Raw genomic sequence first — 15,262 nt, 5'->3', positions numbered from 1 at the left:
ATAGTTTCCGCCGCGCATCCCGGATGTCAATAGGATCGATCGGAATGCGAACAGTCCAGATTCCTAAGACGAAAGCCGGCGGTCGCCCGACGCAGCAGGAATCGGCGGACCGCCTGCAACGCCTGCTCGACGTCGCCCGACGGCAATTCCTGAGCGCGGGCTATCGCGAGACGAGCATGGAAAGCCTCGCGCGCGAGGCCGGCGTCGCGAAGAAAACCCTCTATAGCCGATTCGGCAGCAAAGCCGGCCTGTTCACGACGATCTGCGACACGCTGCGGCGCAAATGGATCGAGGAACTGCGCGGCCTCGTGCTCGAATCGGATCGTCCCGAAACGGTGCTCGAGACGGTCGCGCTGCATCTTCTCGAAGTCGGCACGCGGGCCGACATGATCGAGCTGTATCGGCTGCTGCTGCTCGACGCGCATCGCGTCCCCGGGCTGATCGGCGGGTACTACGACAAGCAGGGCGGCCTGAGCGGGATGGAGCCGCTCGCCGATTACCTGCGCGCGGCGGTCGACGCGGGCGAACTGGCGATCGACGACGTGTCCGTTGCGACCGAGCAGTTCGTCTACCTGGTGCTCGGCGGCATCCGGACCCGGTTGCTGCTCGGGGCCGCCCGGCGCCCCAATGCGGCGGCGCGCGCCCGTCTTGCGCGCCAGGCCGTGCGGATTTTCCTGGCAGGGGCGGAACAGAGGAAATAGACAGCGTCTGCCGCGGATGGGAAATCGCATGCGATTCGCGGCGGTCGATTTCAGCTATGCCCTTCACCTCTTTGCGTTCTTTCACGTCAGCCGGAATGAGGGGGCGCGGCCAAAACTAGTATGCGCGGATTAATGTTCCTACACTGGGATTATTGAAGGTGGGTGGTCGTGCTGTATTTATTCGAAATCTGCCTTGGTGTTTCGCTGGCGTAAATTATGCCTCGAATTTATTTGAGAGTGAATGAAGTGGTTGACTCCTGGTGCGAGACCAAAATGAGGGCGAAAAAATGAAAAAGCACTATTTTGTTTCATCGCTTCTATTGCTTTGCGCTGCAGCACTGTTGTCCGGAACCCCGGGGTACGCGCAGACGGCCAAATCGGCACCACCTCCCGCTGCCTGCAAGCTGCCGACGACAGTCCCGACAGGCAGCACCCGATATGAACAGCTGGCATGGCAGTTTTTTGTCGCCGCCAACTGTAATACTGGAAATCCTGACTTGCCGTTCGCGTGGCAGACATGGCCTGAGCAGACGTGTCTGGCCTCGGGGGGAAAGGACTGCGCGAATGTAACGGGCGCCCAGCGTCTGCATGCGAGCGTGCTTGCTTCCAAGGGGAGCGATCTCCCGAAGTTATGTCAGCCGATGACGACGATAGACAATATTTCCGGTCTCGGGCCGGGTTACAAGGGTTATGAGAAATTTATCCCGACGAACCTGACGGACAATCCGTTGTTTTGCGAGGAAGTGCATGTCAACAAGACGGAGGCGGACTACATCATATCGCCAAAAGGGAAGGGTTCTGCCGTGCACAATCTGCAAACCCTCGCGGGCCAGAAGGCTTTCATTAGAGACGGGAATTTTATCAGTTTCCCGAAGGAGTCTCTTGAAATAAAGGCCGACTGGATTCCGGCAGCCTCGATTCAATCGGGAAAGACGTTTGATTGCAAAAATCCGCCTGCCGATTTGATCGTGCAGACCATAGAAAATAACTGCTATGCGCTGGTTGCCATGCATATTTCCTCGAAACTTGAGCCGAAATGGGTCTGGGCGACTTTCGAGGCGCAAAGCACGATGACCAATCCCAATGGCTGCGATCCGGAGCTTTACTCCAATTGCAAGGATCCGTGGGGCTCAAAGAACGGGTCGACCGGAAAAGGCCAGAAGACCGAGCCATCGCAAGCGCTGTTGGATCTGATGAAGGCGGCAAACATCGATCCGAAGTTCAAGAACTATCGATTGGTTGGCGCCCAAAGCCAATATTATTCGCCTCAGGTTCTATCGAATTCGTTTACTGAATTCAATGCGCAAGTGCGCAGGGAGCATGCCTCGTGCATGACCTGCCATTTCTATACGCTGTTTACCAAAGATACGACGCCGATACTTGAAAATCCGAATTTCGGACCATTCCCGGGCTATGCGGGCACCGGCAATCCGTTTCCCGTACCAAAGGGTTGGTATGACCAGGATTTTTCGTGGCTGTTGGGGATCATGCCCGAGACCAAGGAGGGGAGCGCCCTGAAACGGCAGGAAAATAAGGTTCTTCCCCGGGTACCGGGATAGGCAGCCTTGATCCCGACGAAGAAGCAGGCGCTGTTGCGGTAGCCGTAGACCACGCGCTTCGCGGTCGTCGGCTGCCGGAGATCCTCGAGTCGCGATGGCGCATGATCGGCCATGAAAGCGGCGGCCGTTGGAATCGTCTGCTTGGCCGGACAACCCGTCCATGCGTTCGGGCGCCGCTTTCACGCCAATCCGTGAAAAAACCGGATTCAGCCCGACGTCTGGATGAGCCGGATCAGGGTCCCGTCCGGATCGATCAGCGCACCGACCGTGCCGCCCCACGCCTCCCGCCGCGGGCGGTGCGCGCGCGGCCAGCCGCTGGTCGCCTCCGGCACGCCGGCGGCGAGCACGGCGTCGAAGAAGGTGGCGACGTCATCGAGCCTGAAGCAGCAGCTGAACCAGCTCGTGGCCGGATCGAGATCGGGATGCGGGAAGAATTCCAGCATCAGGCCGCCGCGCTTGAGAATCATCCAGCCTTCGTCGCGCCACGCTTGCACGAAGCCCAGCTTCCCGTAGCGTAGAACAGCGACGTCGCTTCGAAATCGCGCGACGGCAGGTTGGGGCTCGCGAAGTCGGTCAGGCAGATCCTCCTTTTGATGATGGGGGCGGAGCGCTTGCGCTGCCTGCTGGGCGCTCGAGCGACCGGGCTCAGGCCGGCCGCCCGAACCCCGACTCGACCCAGCGCTCAGCGCTCGCCTTTGTGAGCTTGAACGCCGCCGACACCTTCGCTTCGCCGAGCAGCTCGCCGAAGCGGTCGAGCGCCTTGAGTTCCGCATAGGGCTCGAACTCGTCCGGCACGATATCGAGCGTCACCGTCACCTCGTCCTCGCCGGCCCAGACCGTCGCTTCCTTGTGGAGCATCGCGCGCCGCTGCTGCGCGTGCCGCATCAGCACCTCGGTCGCCGTCTTGACCAGCGTCCGGAACGCGTTCGCGTCCATCGGCTTCGGGTTCTTCTTGTCGCGCCCCATCGTCCAGGGCCCGACCAGCGCCGGCTCGGCTTCCCCGTCCTTGATCATCTCGACGGCCCAGCCGTCGTCGTCTTCGTTCTTGATGATGCGGGCGGTCCAGCCGGTGTCGCGCCAGAGGGTGTCTTCGTGGATCGTGGTGTCGTCGGCGTGGAGGTCGGAATCGGTCATGAATCGGTCGGAGAAAACAGGCGAGGGCGCATGCGGCACGTGAACGGCGCGTCGCCCGGATTGGCATTCGAAGGCCGCAATTTTACCCGTAGCGCCGCCCGCCGCAGCGCGCCGGCCTTCACGTTGGCCGAACGGCCGGCCGCGCGCCCCGCCCGGCAGGGTTTTCAGCAACACCGGATTGCGCCGGCCCGGTCCATCATCACGAATGACAGGCCCGGCGCCCCGCGCCGCATCCACCCGCACGGAGTCCGATCGTGCCGCCCGACCCCATCCCGTCAACCGCGTTCGTCTTCGCCGGCGGCGGCAGCCTCGGCGCGATCGAAGTCGGCATGCTTCGCGAGCTGGTCGCGAGCGGCGAACGGCCCGATTGCGTGATCGGCGCATCGGCGGGCGCAATCAACGCCGCGTATTTCGCGGGCCGTCCGGACGCGGACGGCGTCGCGATGCTCGCCGCGCTCTGGTGCAAGATCCGGCGGCAGGACATCATGCCGCTGTCGATGCGCAGCCTGCTCGCGATGATCCTGCGCAGCCGGCCGCATCTCGTCGAAGCCGACGCATTCCGCCTGCTGCTGGAAAAACACCTCCCGTACCGCCGGATCGAGCAGGCCGCGCTGCCGCTGCACATCGTCGCGACCGACATGCTGAACGGCACCGAAGTCGTGCTGTCCGCCGGACCGGTCGTGGACGCCGTGCAGGCCAGCGCGGCGATTCCCGGCGTGTTTCCGCCGGTGCGGATCGGCGGGGTGGCGCTCGTCGACGGCGGTGTCGCCAACAACACGCCGATCTCGGTGGCGGTCGCGCTCGGCGTCAAGCGGATCGTCGTTCTGCCGGCCGGGTTCGCGTGCGCGCTGCACGCGCCCCCGCGCAGCGCGATCGCCCACGCGACGCATGCGCTGACGCTCGTGATCGCCCGGCAACTGGTGCGCGATCTGGAGCAGTACGCGGCTCGCGCGCAGATCCACGTCGTGCCGCCGCTGTGCCCGCTCGACGTGTCGTCCTACGATTACACGCAGTGCGCGCAGCTGATCGACCAGGCCGCCCACCGGACGCGCCTATGGATCGACCGTGGCGGACTGTCGGACAGCACGATCCCGGGCGAGCTGCGCGAACACGCCCACACGCCCGCGTCGGCGCATTGACGGGCCGCGCGAGCCGCGCGCGGCCAAATATAAAACTCGTATCACCGCTCGGCGGTGCATTTAAGTTCCTGTCCGATATCTCCCGCGCCGCCGGATCCATAGAATGACGATCGGGCTATAAATAGCCTGATCGGGAAAGCCGAACCGGACCGGCGGGGGGCGGCGCCGATGCCGCTTGCCGAATCCGCCGGAACCAATGGAAACGCGTATGGGGAAATTCAGTGTCCGTATCGTCTTCGCCTATGACTGGCCGCTGACGCTGGCCGGCATGGAACATATTGCGGGCAGCGCCTGCGCGATCGATCTGGTCGGCGTCTACCAGCGCGCCGGCGACATGGTCGCGTCGATCGGCGACGTCGACTGCGACATTGCGCTCATTGATTACGCGATGCACGGCGACGGGCAGATGGAGTTGCTGAAGCTGCTCGACTGCCTGCGGGGCGCGCGCCCGGGCGTCGGCATTGTCGTGCTGGTCACGCACGAGAGTCCGGTGATCATCCGCTCGATCCTCGCGCGGGGCGCGCAGAGCGTCGTCAGCAAGCTCGACGACGTCGGCCACATCGTGACCGCGATCCATTCGAGCTATGGCGGCGGCAGCTATCTGTCGCCGACGGTCAAGCACACGCTCGCTTCAGCCGACGACGGCAGCGAGGGTGCGCCGAAGCTGTCGCAGCGCGAGATCGAGGTGATCCGTCTTTACCTGTCGGGCGTGTCGATCAAGGCGATCGCCGAGCGCCTGAACAAGGGCAAGCAGACGGTCAGCGCGCAGAAGATCAGCGCGATGAAGAAGCTCGGCGTGAAAAGCGACGTCGAGCTGATCCGGCGCGCGGCGACGCTCGGCCTGCGTCACGACGCGAACGCGACCGAAAACGGTGCAGCATCGGCGTGAATGAAGGACCGGAGCGGGGCGGCGCAGCGCGCGGCCGCCCGTCCGGAGGGGGGCCGCGAACCGCGTCAGGCCGGCAACGCGAAGCGCGTGACCGCGTCGCGCAGCGCTTCGGCCTGATCGCGCAGCGAATGCGCGGCGGCCGCCGCTTGTTCGACGAGCGCCGCGTTCTGCTGCGTCACCTGGTCCATCTCGCCGACCGCGCGATTGACCTGTTCGATCCCGGCGCTCTGTTCGCGCGACGCGTGGCTGATCTCGTCGAGGATCTCGTTCACGCGCCGCACCGACTGCACGATCTCGCCCATCGTCTCGCCCGCCTGCGTGACGAGTGCCGCGCCGTGGTCGACGGTTTCGTTCGACGACACGATCAGCGACTTGATCTCCTTCGCCGCGGTGGCCGAGCGTTGCGCGAGCGAGCGCACTTCGGCAGCGACGACCGCGAAGCCGCGGCCCTGTTCGCCCGCGCGCGCGGCTTCGACGGCCGCGTTCAGCGCGAGGATGTTGGTCTGGAACGCGATGCCGTCGATCACGCCGATGATGTCGCCGATCTTGTGCGAGCGGTCGGTGATCTCGGCCATCGTGCGCACGACGTCGTCGACGACTTCGCTGCCGCGCGTCGCGACCTGCGCGGCCTGGTCGGCGAGCGTGGCGGCCTGCGCGGCGCTGTCCGCGTTCTGCTTCACGTTCGCGGTCATCTGGTCCATGCTCGACGCGGTCTGCACGAGCGCGGCCGCCTGTTCCTCGGTGCGCTGCGACAGGTCGGTGTTGCCGGCGGCGATCTCGCCCGCGCCGACGTTGATGTTCTCGGTGCCCATGCGCACGCGCGACACCATGTCGATCAGCCCGCCCTGCATCGTGTGCAGCGCGTGCAGCAGGCTGCCGCGATCGTTCGGCCGCAAGTCGACGCGCGCGGTCAGGTCGCCCTGCGCGATGCGCTGCGCGGCCGTCAGCGCGTCCTCGAGCGCGCCGCCGAGATTCGCGCGCACGCTCTTCAGCACGAGCACCATCACGAACGTGGCGATCGCGCCGAGCACGGCGGTCATCGCGCACCAGCGGCCGACGCTCGCGAGCACCGCCGTATGCACGTCGTTCATGTACATGCCGGTCACGAGATACCAGTCCCACGGCGCGAAGCGCTGCACGATGCTCGTCTTGTCCTGCGGCCTGTCCGCGCCCGGCTTCGGCCACTGGTATTCGACGAAGCCCTTGCCGCCGGCCTGGTCCGCGGCTTTCACGATGTCGACGAACAGGTGCCTGCCGCCCGGATCGGTGAAGCCGGACATGTCCTTCCCGTTGATTTCAGGCTTGATCGGATGCATCACGATCACCGCCTTCGAATCGTTGATCGAGATGTAGCCGTCGGCGCCGTAGCGCATCGCGGCGATCGCTTCCAGCGCCTTCTGCTTCGCATCGGCTTCCGGCATCGCGTTCTGCTGTGACAGCTTGTAGAAGTGATCGGTGACGCTCGCGGCCTGCGACACCAGCGTCGAGAGCTGGTCGCGGCGGCCTTCGATCATCGACGCGCGCGTCTGCCACGCACCGAGCCCTGCGATCACAAGCAGGCCGAGCCAAAGGATGACGATCATCGAAGCGAGTTTCTGATTCAGGGAGAGATTGCGCATGGTCGGTTCGGTCGGTCGATCGGAGAAACGCGCCGCTCGCGGCGTGACGGGATAACTTTCTTGTCGGCGCAAGCGGCGGGTGACCGTAGGCGGGAAATCCCTAGGTGACGACGCCGATCAAGGTTTGCGCAACGGGATGGGCGCGTGGCGTCGGTCGCGCGGTGCAAGGTTCGCGCTCGAACGGGGCGTCGGTGGAGAGGATCGGGCGACGTGACGGGCCGGTGTCACGGAGCGAAGCGGTGAAGCGAAGTGAGGAGCCGATGCGTGACGCATCGGCGATGCGGACCACCCACCGCGAGCCGCCCCGCACCAAGCCGGTGCGTCCGACGACGCGTGCGGGAACAGGCTGCGCGTGGACCGACGCCTAGACCGGGTCCTTGCTGGGCGGCCCCTCCGGCTGCTGAGGATTGTCCGGATGATGTCCGGGCGACGGCGGCACGAGCGGATCGCCTTCCGGATCGCGGGTCGGGTCTGCCGGGGGTTCGGGCAGCGGAGTCGTGTGATCGTCGGTCATGGAGCGCTCGCGAGTCGTGACGGCCGCCGCGTGGTGCGCCGGCACCTCGTCTCATTTATAGGCAATCGGGCCCGCGTTTGCACCCGGATTCGTCAGCGGTCGCCGCGTCCGTGCGCGAGGTCCGCGGGCGTGTCGACGTCGCGCAGGATGGCCGGATCGTCGACGTCGAGCAGCGTGATCCGCTCGCGCGCGAACAGCGCGCGGGCGCCGGTGTCGCCGTCGAGCGCGGCGAGCGCGTCGTAATGGCGCGACGCGAACCCGACCGGATGGCCGCGCATGTCGCGGTGGACCGGCGCGACGATCGACGTATCGCCGGTGTCGAGCGTGCGGGTGACGATCTCGTAGGTGGCCGGCGCGATCCACGGCATGTCGCCGAGCGCGACGAGCCAGCCGCTCGCATCGGCGCTCGCGCGCACGCCGGCGGCGAGGCTCGCGCCCATGCCGCGCACCGCGTCGGGCGCGAACACGACCCGGCAGCCGGCTTCGTTCAGCAGAAAGGCGAGTTTTTCGGCGCCGGGGCGCACGACGGCGACCACGTCGGCGGTGGCCGTCGCGAGCCTGCGGGCGGCCGCGACCGCGACCGGCGTGCCGTCGGGAAGCAGGGCGAGCAGCTTGCTGTGCAGGCCGCTGGGATCGAAGCGCTGACCGAGGCCGGCGGCCAGGAGAACGCCGGTGGCGAGCGACGCATAGGACATCGGCGAAGCGGGGACGAGAAGCAGGTGCTGGAATTGTGCGGGACCGGGCTGCGATGGGCAAGTGCGGGTTCGCCCGCGTGTGCGCGCGCTGTAGCGGGGCAGTGCACCGGTTTCGTGCAGGAGGGGCGTGTGGCTCGCGTCAAAGGGTCCATTCCTGAACGACGTGTTCGTCGACGGGACCATAGATGGCGTTCGGCTGGCGTTGCACGACGGCCCAGTATTTGTCGCCGAACGACCAGTGCCACCATTCGGACGGATAGTTGACGAAGCCCGCGGTCGTCATCGCTGCCGACAGGCGGTGCCGATTGCGTACCGCGTCCCGGCTGATGAATTGGCTGTCGGTGTAGCAGGCGCCCGACGACTCCTCGTCCGTCGCGTCGAGCACGCAGCCCAGGTCCGCTTCGCTTCCGTCCGCCGAGATCAACGTCAGGTCGACCGCCGCGCCCGTCGGATGCGCGGCGACGTCGGGCGGCGCGACATAACGGCTTGCCAGTTCGAACAGCGTTTCCTCCGGGGTGGCGGACGGCAGCGTGCGGCGCAAATCGGCGAGATGCTTTTCGAAGTACGTGCGTTGCAGCGCCAGCGGCCGGTAGCCTTCTTTCACCAGCAGGCGCAAGTTGTCCGGCAGGGTGCTCGCGGCGATGACGAGCCGGTCGGCCACGCCGCGGCGGACCTTCAGGAAATGTTCGCTGTCGCCCGGCACGATGCTGCGGGTGAGATCGACCGCCACGCGATGATGGAAGGTCGCGAGGTCGACGAACCGTTCATGCGATTCGATCAGGCCGACCGCGCGAACGACGGGATCGGAAAGAGAGATCACGATGGCTGGAGGAAACGGTGAAATGGAAAATCGCCGGTCACGCGTCTGACAACGCGCACCGGCGCAACGTGTCGAGCCGAACAGGAAACCATTGCCGATATGCGGCATCGATTCGGCAATATGCCAGAGTTTCGACGTGATGGTTGGGCGTCCTGGTGACGTTCCGGCCTTCCCATGAACCGGGCGCGTCGAACTCGCATGCCCTGCACGACGTCATTTGCGACGACAGGTCCGATCGATACGCTACTCGCCTTGCCGGTGTGCCGTCGGTGAAGTAGATTTTTTTTATCGAGGTGCAACAGGCAGGAGGGACTGCCATGGAACTGAGCGTAGAACGTGTCGATGTCTGGGCCGCCACCATCGAAGACAAACCGGGCGGCCTCGCCAACGTATTGAGCGCGCTGCGGGATGCCGGCGCGGATTTGCAGTTCATCGTCGCGCGCCGCACGTCGGAGGCGGCGGGCAAGGGCGTCGTGTTTGTCGCGCCGCTGCAGGGAGACGCGGTGATTCGCGCCGCCACGCAGGTGGGATTCAACGTGACCCCGAGTCTTCACTCCGTCCGTGTGATGGGTCTGGATCAAATGGGCGTCATCGCGCAATTGACCCAGGCGCTCGCTGACGGGGGAATCAATCTGCGCGGCGTGTCGGCTGCCGTGCTGGGCACCCAGTTCATCGCGTACATCGCGGTCGACTCGCTGGGCGATGCCGAGAAAGCCATCGACATCCTGCAGCGGGCGTGAGGGGTTCGCGCCGGATGGTCGAGGCAGGGGCGCTGACATCATGACTCGACCGGATGGGGCGCGCGCTTTGTCGAACGCGAACCCGCGGCGCGTTGATGCCGCCCAATCGACCCCTTGGCGCCCGATCCGGACGAAGGCCGGTTGACGTTTCGTACCGGTCGTTTCATAATCGCCGCCACTGGTAATACGGCCAAGTGGAGGGCGATGATGGCGCGGCCGCGGGAATTCGATGCCGCAGAGGTTTTGCACAAGGCGATGGAAGTCTTCTGGCGCAAGGGATATGAAGCGACTTCCGTTGTCGACCTGGTCGACGCGACGGGGCTGGGCAAGAGCAGCCTCTACGGTGCATTCGGCGGAAAGCGCGAGCTCTTTCTCGCGGCATTCGACGCGTACCGGAGCGACCGCGCACGCGACATGCACCGGATCCTCGACCACGGGCCGGCTCGCGACGCGATCGAGACTTTTTTCCGCATGATCGTCAGGGATGCCCATGCGCCGAAGTTCGCGAACGGATGCATGAGCATCAATCAAGCGGTTGAAATGGCGCCGCACGACCCGGAGGTGCGAGAGCGGGTGCAGAGCGACTTTCAATACATCGAGGACGCGCTGACGCGCGTGATCGAACGCGGTCAGGGAGAGGGTTCGGTGAACGGCACCCGGCCTGCGCGAGACGTGGCGAGGCTCCTCGTTGTCGCGTTCCCGGGGCTTCAGGTGATGGTGCGAGCCGGTTACGGCAACGAGCGGCTCGACGACGCTTTGCGACTGCTGTTCCTGAATCTCGATTGAAGAAGTTCGAAGGCGTGCATGCCATCCGCATGCACTTTTTTTACCTGATTTTGTAACGATCGGTACTTAAAAATCCCGCGTAGAAGGAGTGTCCCCATGAAGGTCCAGCAGATCCGCAATGCAACCGTCATCATCGAAATCGCCGGCACGCGGTTCCTCGTCGATCCCGTGCTCGCGCCGAAGGGCGCCTATCCCGGATTCGAAGGCACGGCGAACAGCCACCTGAAATGGCCGACCGTCGAGCTGCCTCTGCCGGTCGAACAGATCCTCGATGTGAACGCCGTCATCGTGACCCACACCCATCTCGATCATTGGGACGATGCGGCCCAATCCCTGATCCCGAAAAGCCTGCCGGTGTTCGTCCAGCATGGACAGGATGCCGCGATCGTGAAGGGGGCGGGATTCACGGATGTGCGCGTGCTCACGGACAACACGTCATTCAACGGGCTGACGCTTATCAAGACGCCTGGTCAGCACGGGTCGGACAAAGTCATGCACGCGATTGGCGATCTGATGGGCCAGGTGAGCGGCGTCGTGTTCAAGCACGCCGCGGAAAAGACCCTGTACCTTGCCGGCGATACCGTCTGGAACACGTTCGTGGAAGACAACCTGAAAGCCCATCGGCCGGATGCGGTCATCCTGAATTGCGGCGATGCGCAGGTTCCCGGACTGGGCCCAATCATTATGGGCAAGGAAGATGTGCACAAGGTCCATCAGGCCGCGCCCCAGGCCACGCTGGTTGCAACCCATATGGAGGCGGTCAACCATGCAATGCTGACCAGGAACGAACTGCGTGATTTCTCGGCAGAGAAGGGGATGACGGATCGGCTGCGCGTTCCTGAGGATGGCGAAGTGTGCGTCCTCTAAGAACGCGTCCAGTTTCCGTTCCAGGCTTGGCGCGCTGAAGGGCGCCCGGGCGTTGACGCGCATGATCAACGGTCACGCGTCCGCCCAGCGCCGCAACAGGTTGTGATAGATCCCCGTGAGCGCGATCACGCCCGCATCCTGCGCGCCTTTCTCTGCCGACAGCGTCTGGATCTGCGTATCGAGCTGGAACAGCAGCGTGCGATCCGCGTCATCGCGCACCATGCTCTGGATCCAGAAGAACGACGCCACTCGCGCGCCGCGCGTGACCGGCGTCACGTGATGCAGGCTCGACGCCGGATACAGCACGAGATCGCCGGCCGGCAGCTTTGCGCGATGCACGCCGAACGTGTCTTCGACACACAGCTCGCCGCCGTCGTAAGCCTCGGGCTCCTCGAGAAACAGCGTCGCCGACAGGTCGCTGCGCACCCGGAAATCGGTGCCGCGCAGCAGGCGGATCGCGTTGTCGACGTGCGTGCCGAACGCTTCTCCGCCCTCGTAACGGTTGAACAGCGGCGGAAACACCTTGAGCGGCAGCGCCGCCGAAAAGAACAGCGCGTTGCGCGCCAGCGCATCCTGGATCGCGTCGCCCACCGCGCGTGCCGCGGGCGACTCCTCGGGCAATTGTCGATTGCGTTTCGCGAGCGCGGACTGCGCGCCCGACGTCGCGTTGCCGTCGGTCCATTCGGCCTGGTCGAGCACCTCGCGGCATTGCGCGACCTGCGCCTTGGTCAATACCCCGGGAACATGCAGCATCATGATGCGAACTCCAGATCGTCCGGCTGCAGCCGCGCGGCTGCCTGCCGGAACGCGTCGAACGGCGACGCGGCGAGATACGCGCGCATCTTCGCGACGAACGCCGGCGTCGCGGTGGCCGGCACGCGCGCGAGCCACGCGAGCGCGTCGTCGAGCTGGCCGCGCTCCGCGAGCAGCCGCGCATAGTTGAATTGGCCGCGGAAATCGCCGGCTTCGGCTGCACGGCGGTAGTGGTCGAACGCGAGATCGGCGTCGGCGGCCACGACCCAGCCGTCCTCGTAGAACCCGCCGATCAGGTTGATCGACTTCGCATGACCGAGCGCGGCCGCGCGCCGGAACCAGTCGAGCGCGTCGGCGCGGTTCTCGTCGACGCCGTTGCCGAGCGCGAGCGCGGTCGCGTAGTTGTACATGCCCCAGTCGAGCCCCGCCTGCGCGGCGAGCCGGTACCAGTACACGGCGACCGGCGCGCACGCGGCGGTGCCCCAGCCGAACTCGTAGCAGCGGCCGAGCATGTTCATCGCCATCGGATGATTCGCGTGCGCGGCATGCCGGAACCACGTCAGCGCAGCGGCGGGATCGCGCGGCACGCCGTGGCCGTCGAGCAGGTACTGCCCGTAGACGGCCTGCGCGTCGACGATGCCGTGGCCGGCCGCCGCCGCGACCCACGCGGCGGCGCGCTCGGGCGGCCCGGCCAGGATCGCGGCGAACCCGCGCGGCGACACCGACGCGAGCGCCTTCAGCGACACGGCTTCCATCGATCAGTAGCGCGCGTTCAGCGTGACGAACGCCGAGCGGCCCGGTGCGATCGACGCGTAGTGCGCCGGATACGCCTGATCGAAGTACGTGCGGTTGAACAGGTTGTTCACGTTCAGCTGCAGGTCGAGCTTCTTGTTGATCCGGTACTGCGCCATCGCGTCGAAGCGCCAGTACGACGGCACCGCGCGCTGGTTCGCCGGGTCGCCGAACACTTCGGACATGTAGAACGCGCCGCCGCCGACGGTGAATTTCGGCGTCACGTCGTAGTTCGACCACATCGTGAAGCTGTGCTTCGGCGTGTTCGGGAACCGGTTGCCGTTGTTCGCCGTGTCCTTGCCGTTGTCGCGCAGCTCGCTCTTCATGTACGTGTAGCCGCCGAACACCTGCCACTGCTTCGTGATCTGACCGGCGACGCCGAGCTCGAGGCCCTGCACGCGCTTGTTGCCGACCATCGCGTACTGGTTGTTCGGCAGCGTCACGCGTGCGTTCGTCGTATCGATCTGGAACAGCGCGGCGGTGAGCGCGAGCTTGTCGTTAAGCACGTTCCACTTGGTGCCGAGCTCGATGCTGCGGTTCTTCTCGGGGGCAAGCTGGTCGGCGTTCGAGCCGACGCCGCCGCGGCCCGGCGTCAGCGACTGCGTTTCGCTGCCTTCGCCGAGCAACATGCCGGCCGGCGTCGACGACGTCGCGTACGACGCGTAGATGCTGCCGTTCTGCGCGGGCTTGAACACGAGGCCGGCCTGCCAGTTCACGAGCGTGTCGTCACGCGTGGTGGTCTTGCCGCCGTTCGCGCGGGTGTCGGTGAAGCGCGTCGAGTAGTCGTCGATGCGCAGCCCGCCGTTCACCTGCCAGCGCGGCGTCAGCTCGATCGTATCGAAGCCGTAGATCGACTTTGTCACGGTGCGTGCGCGCGCGTAGTCGTTGTTGCGCGTGATCGACCCGGCCCACGGATCGTTGGGGTTAGGCGACCACAGGCTCGTGCAGTTGTAGCCCGACGCCGCGCCGATGCCGTTCTGGCAGATCTTGCCGTTCGCGGCGGCGACGTTGTAGGTGTCGCGCTTGCCCCATTCGCGCGACAGCTCGATGCCAGTCGTGAAGCTGTGCTTGAACGGGCCGGTACGGAATTCGCCGAACAGCTCGGTCTGGTTCGCGATGCTGTTGACCGAGCTGTTGCGGTTGTTGTTGCGGCGCCAGACCTTGCCGTTGATGACGTTGCCCGAGCTGTCGTCGGGCTGCGTCCAGATGTAGTCCTGCGTGGACTCGGTGTAGCGCGTGGTGTTGCGGATCGTCAGCGACGACGTGATGTCGTGCTCGATCTTCAGCGTGCTGATGTCCGACGTCGTCTTGCGGAAATCGCGGTCGCGCAGCCCGTAGAAGTTGTGGCGGTCGACGTTCGCCGGGCCGTCGGTGACGCCCTTCGGGATGTTGAAGCCATAGACGTACGGGATGCCGCTGTCGGGCAGGTCGTCGGTGGCCAGGTGGTAGTAGCTCGCGACGACGCGGGTCGGCGTGCCGAGGCCGAACGCGATCGACGGCGCGACGCCCCAGCGCTCGTTGTTGACCGCGTCGCGGCCCGCGACGTCGTTGTTGTGGCTCATCAGGTTCAGGCGGAACGCCGCGTGATCCGCGAACTGCCAGTTGCCGTCGGCGGTGAAGCGGCGGTAGCGGTCGGTGCCGAGGCCCGCGCTGGCCGCCGCCGTCGTGCCGAGGTGCGGCGCCTTCGTGATCAGGTTGATGCTGCCGCCCGCGCCGCCGCGGCCGCCGAATGCGCCGTCCGAGCCCTTGGTGATCTCGACGCGCTCGGTGTTGAAGATCTCGCGGGTGGTCGCGCCCGTGTCGCGCATGCCGTCGGCGAACATGCTGCCCTGCGTGTCGTAGCCGCGGATGAACGGCCGGTCGCCAAGCGGGTTGCCGCCTTCGCCGGCGCCGAACGTGATGCCGGGCACGGTGCGCAGCGCCTCGGTCAGCGTGGCCGCGCCGCTGTTCTGGATCAATTCCTGCGGGATTACGGTGACGGACTTCGGCGTGTCGACGAGCGGCGCGGTGAATTTCGCGGAAGCGGAGAAGTCCGCCTTGTAGCTGTGCTCGGTCTTGCCCTTGATCTCGATCGGCGCGAGATGGCCGTCGTTGTTCGCGGGTGCGGGTGGCGGCGCGCCGTCGGCGAACGCGGGGCCTGCCGCGAGCATGCTGCACAGGGTGGTGAGTTTTCCGAGCTTCAGCTCGTCAGGGCGGGACTTCATCAACGCAACGACCTCGACTGGTGTGGCCCCGGAAGCGAACGCTGCAAAAG

15 protein-coding genes and 1 pseudogene are annotated in these 15,262 nt (G+C 65.6%); 7 read left to right on the top strand and 9 right to left on the bottom strand.

Annotated elements, in window-relative coordinates; all coding sequences use genetic code 11:
• Window positions 1-44: 44 nt before the first annotated feature.
• Together B7P44_RS28150 and B7P44_RS28145 are read left to right on the top strand one after the other, a co-directional pair.
• The gene (locus B7P44_RS28150; RefSeq protein WP_231716734.1) at window positions 45-701 is read left to right on the top strand and encodes a TetR/AcrR family transcriptional regulator; all 657 of its coding nucleotides are present in this window, start codon (window positions 45-47) and stop codon (window positions 699-701) included.
• Window positions 702-988: 287 nt separating this feature from the next.
• Window positions 989-2,260, top strand: coding sequence for a hypothetical protein (locus tag B7P44_RS28145; protein ID WP_133117928.1), 1,272 nt, complete (start codon window positions 989-991; stop codon window positions 2,258-2,260).
• Window positions 2,261-2,466: 206 nt separating this feature from the next.
• Here B7P44_RS28145 and B7P44_RS28140 read toward each other — a convergent pair.
• Together B7P44_RS28140 and B7P44_RS28135 are read right to left on the bottom strand one after the other, a co-directional pair.
• Window positions 2,467-2,837, bottom strand: a pseudogene (locus B7P44_RS28140) (bleomycin resistance protein).
• 68 nt (window positions 2,838-2,905) lie between these two features.
• Window positions 2,906-3,394: a hypothetical protein gene (locus B7P44_RS28135; RefSeq protein WP_084909156.1), complete on the bottom strand. Its 489-nt coding sequence runs from the start codon at window positions 3,392-3,394 to the stop codon at window positions 2,906-2,908.
• 254 nt (window positions 3,395-3,648) lie between these two features.
• Here B7P44_RS28135 and B7P44_RS28130 point away from each other — a divergent pair, with 254 nt between their 5' ends.
• Window positions 3,649-4,533, top strand: coding sequence for a patatin-like phospholipase family protein (locus B7P44_RS28130; RefSeq protein ID WP_084909155.1), 885 nt, complete (start codon window positions 3,649-3,651; stop codon window positions 4,531-4,533).
• Window positions 4,534-4,741: 208 nt separating this feature from the next.
• The gene (locus B7P44_RS28125) at window positions 4,742-5,422 is read left to right on the top strand and encodes a LuxR C-terminal-related transcriptional regulator (RefSeq protein ID WP_084909154.1); all 681 of its coding nucleotides are present in this window, start codon (window positions 4,742-4,744) and stop codon (window positions 5,420-5,422) included.
• 65 nt (window positions 5,423-5,487) lie between these two features.
• Here the strand turns inward: B7P44_RS28125 and B7P44_RS28120 are convergent, their stop codons facing one another.
• The 4 genes from B7P44_RS28120 to B7P44_RS28105 all read right to left on the bottom strand — a co-directional run bounded on the left by B7P44_RS28120 (window position 5,488) and on the right by B7P44_RS28105 (window position 9,178).
• Entirely contained in the window at window positions 5,488-7,041 is a 1,554-nt protein-coding gene (locus tag B7P44_RS28120) for a methyl-accepting chemotaxis protein (RefSeq protein WP_084909153.1), read from the bottom strand.
• A 364-nt stretch (window positions 7,042-7,405) separates the two neighbouring features.
• Complete coding sequence (locus B7P44_RS37260) at window positions 7,406-7,555, bottom strand: hypothetical protein (RefSeq protein ID WP_010089444.1); 150 nt, start codon at window positions 7,553-7,555, stop codon at window positions 7,406-7,408.
• A 92-nt stretch (window positions 7,556-7,647) separates the two neighbouring features.
• Window positions 7,648-8,250, bottom strand: a complete 603-nt coding sequence (locus B7P44_RS28110) for a nucleotidyltransferase family protein (protein ID WP_084909151.1) — start codon at window positions 8,248-8,250, stop codon at window positions 7,648-7,650.
• Window positions 8,251-8,389: 139 nt separating this feature from the next.
• Complete coding sequence (locus B7P44_RS28105) at window positions 8,390-9,178, bottom strand: M15 family metallopeptidase (protein WP_084909150.1); 789 nt, start codon at window positions 9,176-9,178, stop codon at window positions 8,390-8,392.
• Window positions 9,179-9,387: 209 nt separating this feature from the next.
• On the opposite strand from B7P44_RS28105, the gene B7P44_RS28100 reads away from it, so the two are divergent.
• From B7P44_RS28100 to B7P44_RS28090, 3 genes are all read left to right on the top strand, one after another.
• Window positions 9,388-9,810 (top strand): ACT domain-containing protein, encoded by a 423-nt coding sequence (locus tag B7P44_RS28100; protein ID WP_084909149.1) that lies wholly within the window; start codon window positions 9,388-9,390, stop codon window positions 9,808-9,810.
• A 141-nt stretch (window positions 9,811-9,951) separates the two neighbouring features.
• Window positions 9,952-10,596, top strand: coding sequence for a TetR/AcrR family transcriptional regulator (locus tag B7P44_RS28095; protein WP_231716733.1), 645 nt, complete (start codon window positions 9,952-9,954; stop codon window positions 10,594-10,596).
• Window positions 10,597-10,692: 96 nt separating this feature from the next.
• Window positions 10,693-11,463, top strand: a complete 771-nt coding sequence (locus tag B7P44_RS28090; RefSeq protein WP_084909148.1) for an MBL fold metallo-hydrolase — start codon at window positions 10,693-10,695, stop codon at window positions 11,461-11,463.
• Between the two features lie 72 nt (window positions 11,464-11,535).
• Here the strand turns inward: B7P44_RS28090 and B7P44_RS28085 are convergent, their stop codons facing one another.
• Genes B7P44_RS28085 through B7P44_RS28075 form a run of 3 tightly spaced genes read right to left on the bottom strand, consistent with a single transcriptional unit; the run spans window position 11,536 to window position 15,212 of the window.
• On the bottom strand, window positions 11,536-12,219 hold the full coding sequence (locus B7P44_RS28085) for a Fe2+-dependent dioxygenase (RefSeq protein ID WP_084909147.1): 684 nt from the start codon (window positions 12,217-12,219) through the stop codon (window positions 11,536-11,538).
• The gene (locus B7P44_RS28080) at window positions 12,216-12,971 is read right to left on the bottom strand and encodes a tetratricopeptide repeat protein (RefSeq protein ID WP_084909146.1); all 756 of its coding nucleotides are present in this window, start codon (window positions 12,969-12,971) and stop codon (window positions 12,216-12,218) included. The genes B7P44_RS28085 and B7P44_RS28080 overlap by 4 nt, the downstream gene beginning before the upstream one ends.
• Before the next feature lie 3 nt (window positions 12,972-12,974).
• A complete protein-coding gene (locus B7P44_RS28075) occupies window positions 12,975-15,212 on the bottom strand; it encodes a TonB-dependent receptor (RefSeq protein ID WP_084909145.1) in 2,238 nt (745 codons plus the stop codon).
• Window positions 15,213-15,262 lie beyond the last annotated feature (50 nt).

Origin of the sequence: Burkholderia ubonensis subsp. mesacidophila (assembly GCF_002097715.1) — a bacterium.
GTDB lineage: Bacteria > Pseudomonadota > Gammaproteobacteria > Burkholderiales > Burkholderiaceae > Burkholderia > Burkholderia mesacidophila.
The sequence above is the reverse complement of the archived record's forward strand: the minus strand, read 5'-3'. Positions and strand labels throughout refer to the sequence as shown.

Coding starts and splice junctions, on each gene's coding strand:
- B7P44_RS28120 (WP_084909153.1), bottom strand. CDS start 7,041: ATGCGCAATCTCTCCCTGAATCAGAAACTCGCTTCGATGATCGTCATC.
- B7P44_RS37260 (WP_010089444.1), bottom strand. CDS start 7,555: ATGACCGACGATCACACGACTCCGCTGCCCGAACCCCCGGCAGACCCG.
- B7P44_RS28135 (WP_084909156.1), bottom strand. CDS start 3,394: ATGACCGATTCCGACCTCCACGCCGACGACACCACGATCCACGAAGAC.
- B7P44_RS28105 (WP_084909150.1), bottom strand. CDS start 9,178: ATGCCGCATATCGGCAATGGTTTCCTGTTCGGCTCGACACGTTGCGCC.
- B7P44_RS28145 (WP_133117928.1), top strand. CDS start 989: ATGAAAAAGCACTATTTTGTTTCATCGCTTCTATTGCTTTGCGCTGCA.
- B7P44_RS28075 (WP_084909145.1), bottom strand. CDS start 15,212: ATGAAGTCCCGCCCTGACGAGCTGAAGCTCGGAAAACTCACCACCCTG.
- B7P44_RS28125 (WP_084909154.1), top strand. CDS start 4,742: ATGGGGAAATTCAGTGTCCGTATCGTCTTCGCCTATGACTGGCCGCTG.
- B7P44_RS28150 (WP_231716734.1), top strand. CDS start 45: ATGCGAACAGTCCAGATTCCTAAGACGAAAGCCGGCGGTCGCCCGACG.
- B7P44_RS28090 (WP_084909148.1), top strand. CDS start 10,693: ATGAAGGTCCAGCAGATCCGCAATGCAACCGTCATCATCGAAATCGCC.
- B7P44_RS28110 (WP_084909151.1), bottom strand. CDS start 8,250: ATGTCCTATGCGTCGCTCGCCACCGGCGTTCTCCTGGCCGCCGGCCTC.
- B7P44_RS28085 (WP_084909147.1), bottom strand. CDS start 12,219: ATGATGCTGCATGTTCCCGGGGTATTGACCAAGGCGCAGGTCGCGCAA.
- B7P44_RS28100 (WP_084909149.1), top strand. CDS start 9,388: ATGGAACTGAGCGTAGAACGTGTCGATGTCTGGGCCGCCACCATCGAA.
- B7P44_RS28080 (WP_084909146.1), bottom strand. CDS start 12,971: ATGGAAGCCGTGTCGCTGAAGGCGCTCGCGTCGGTGTCGCCGCGCGGG.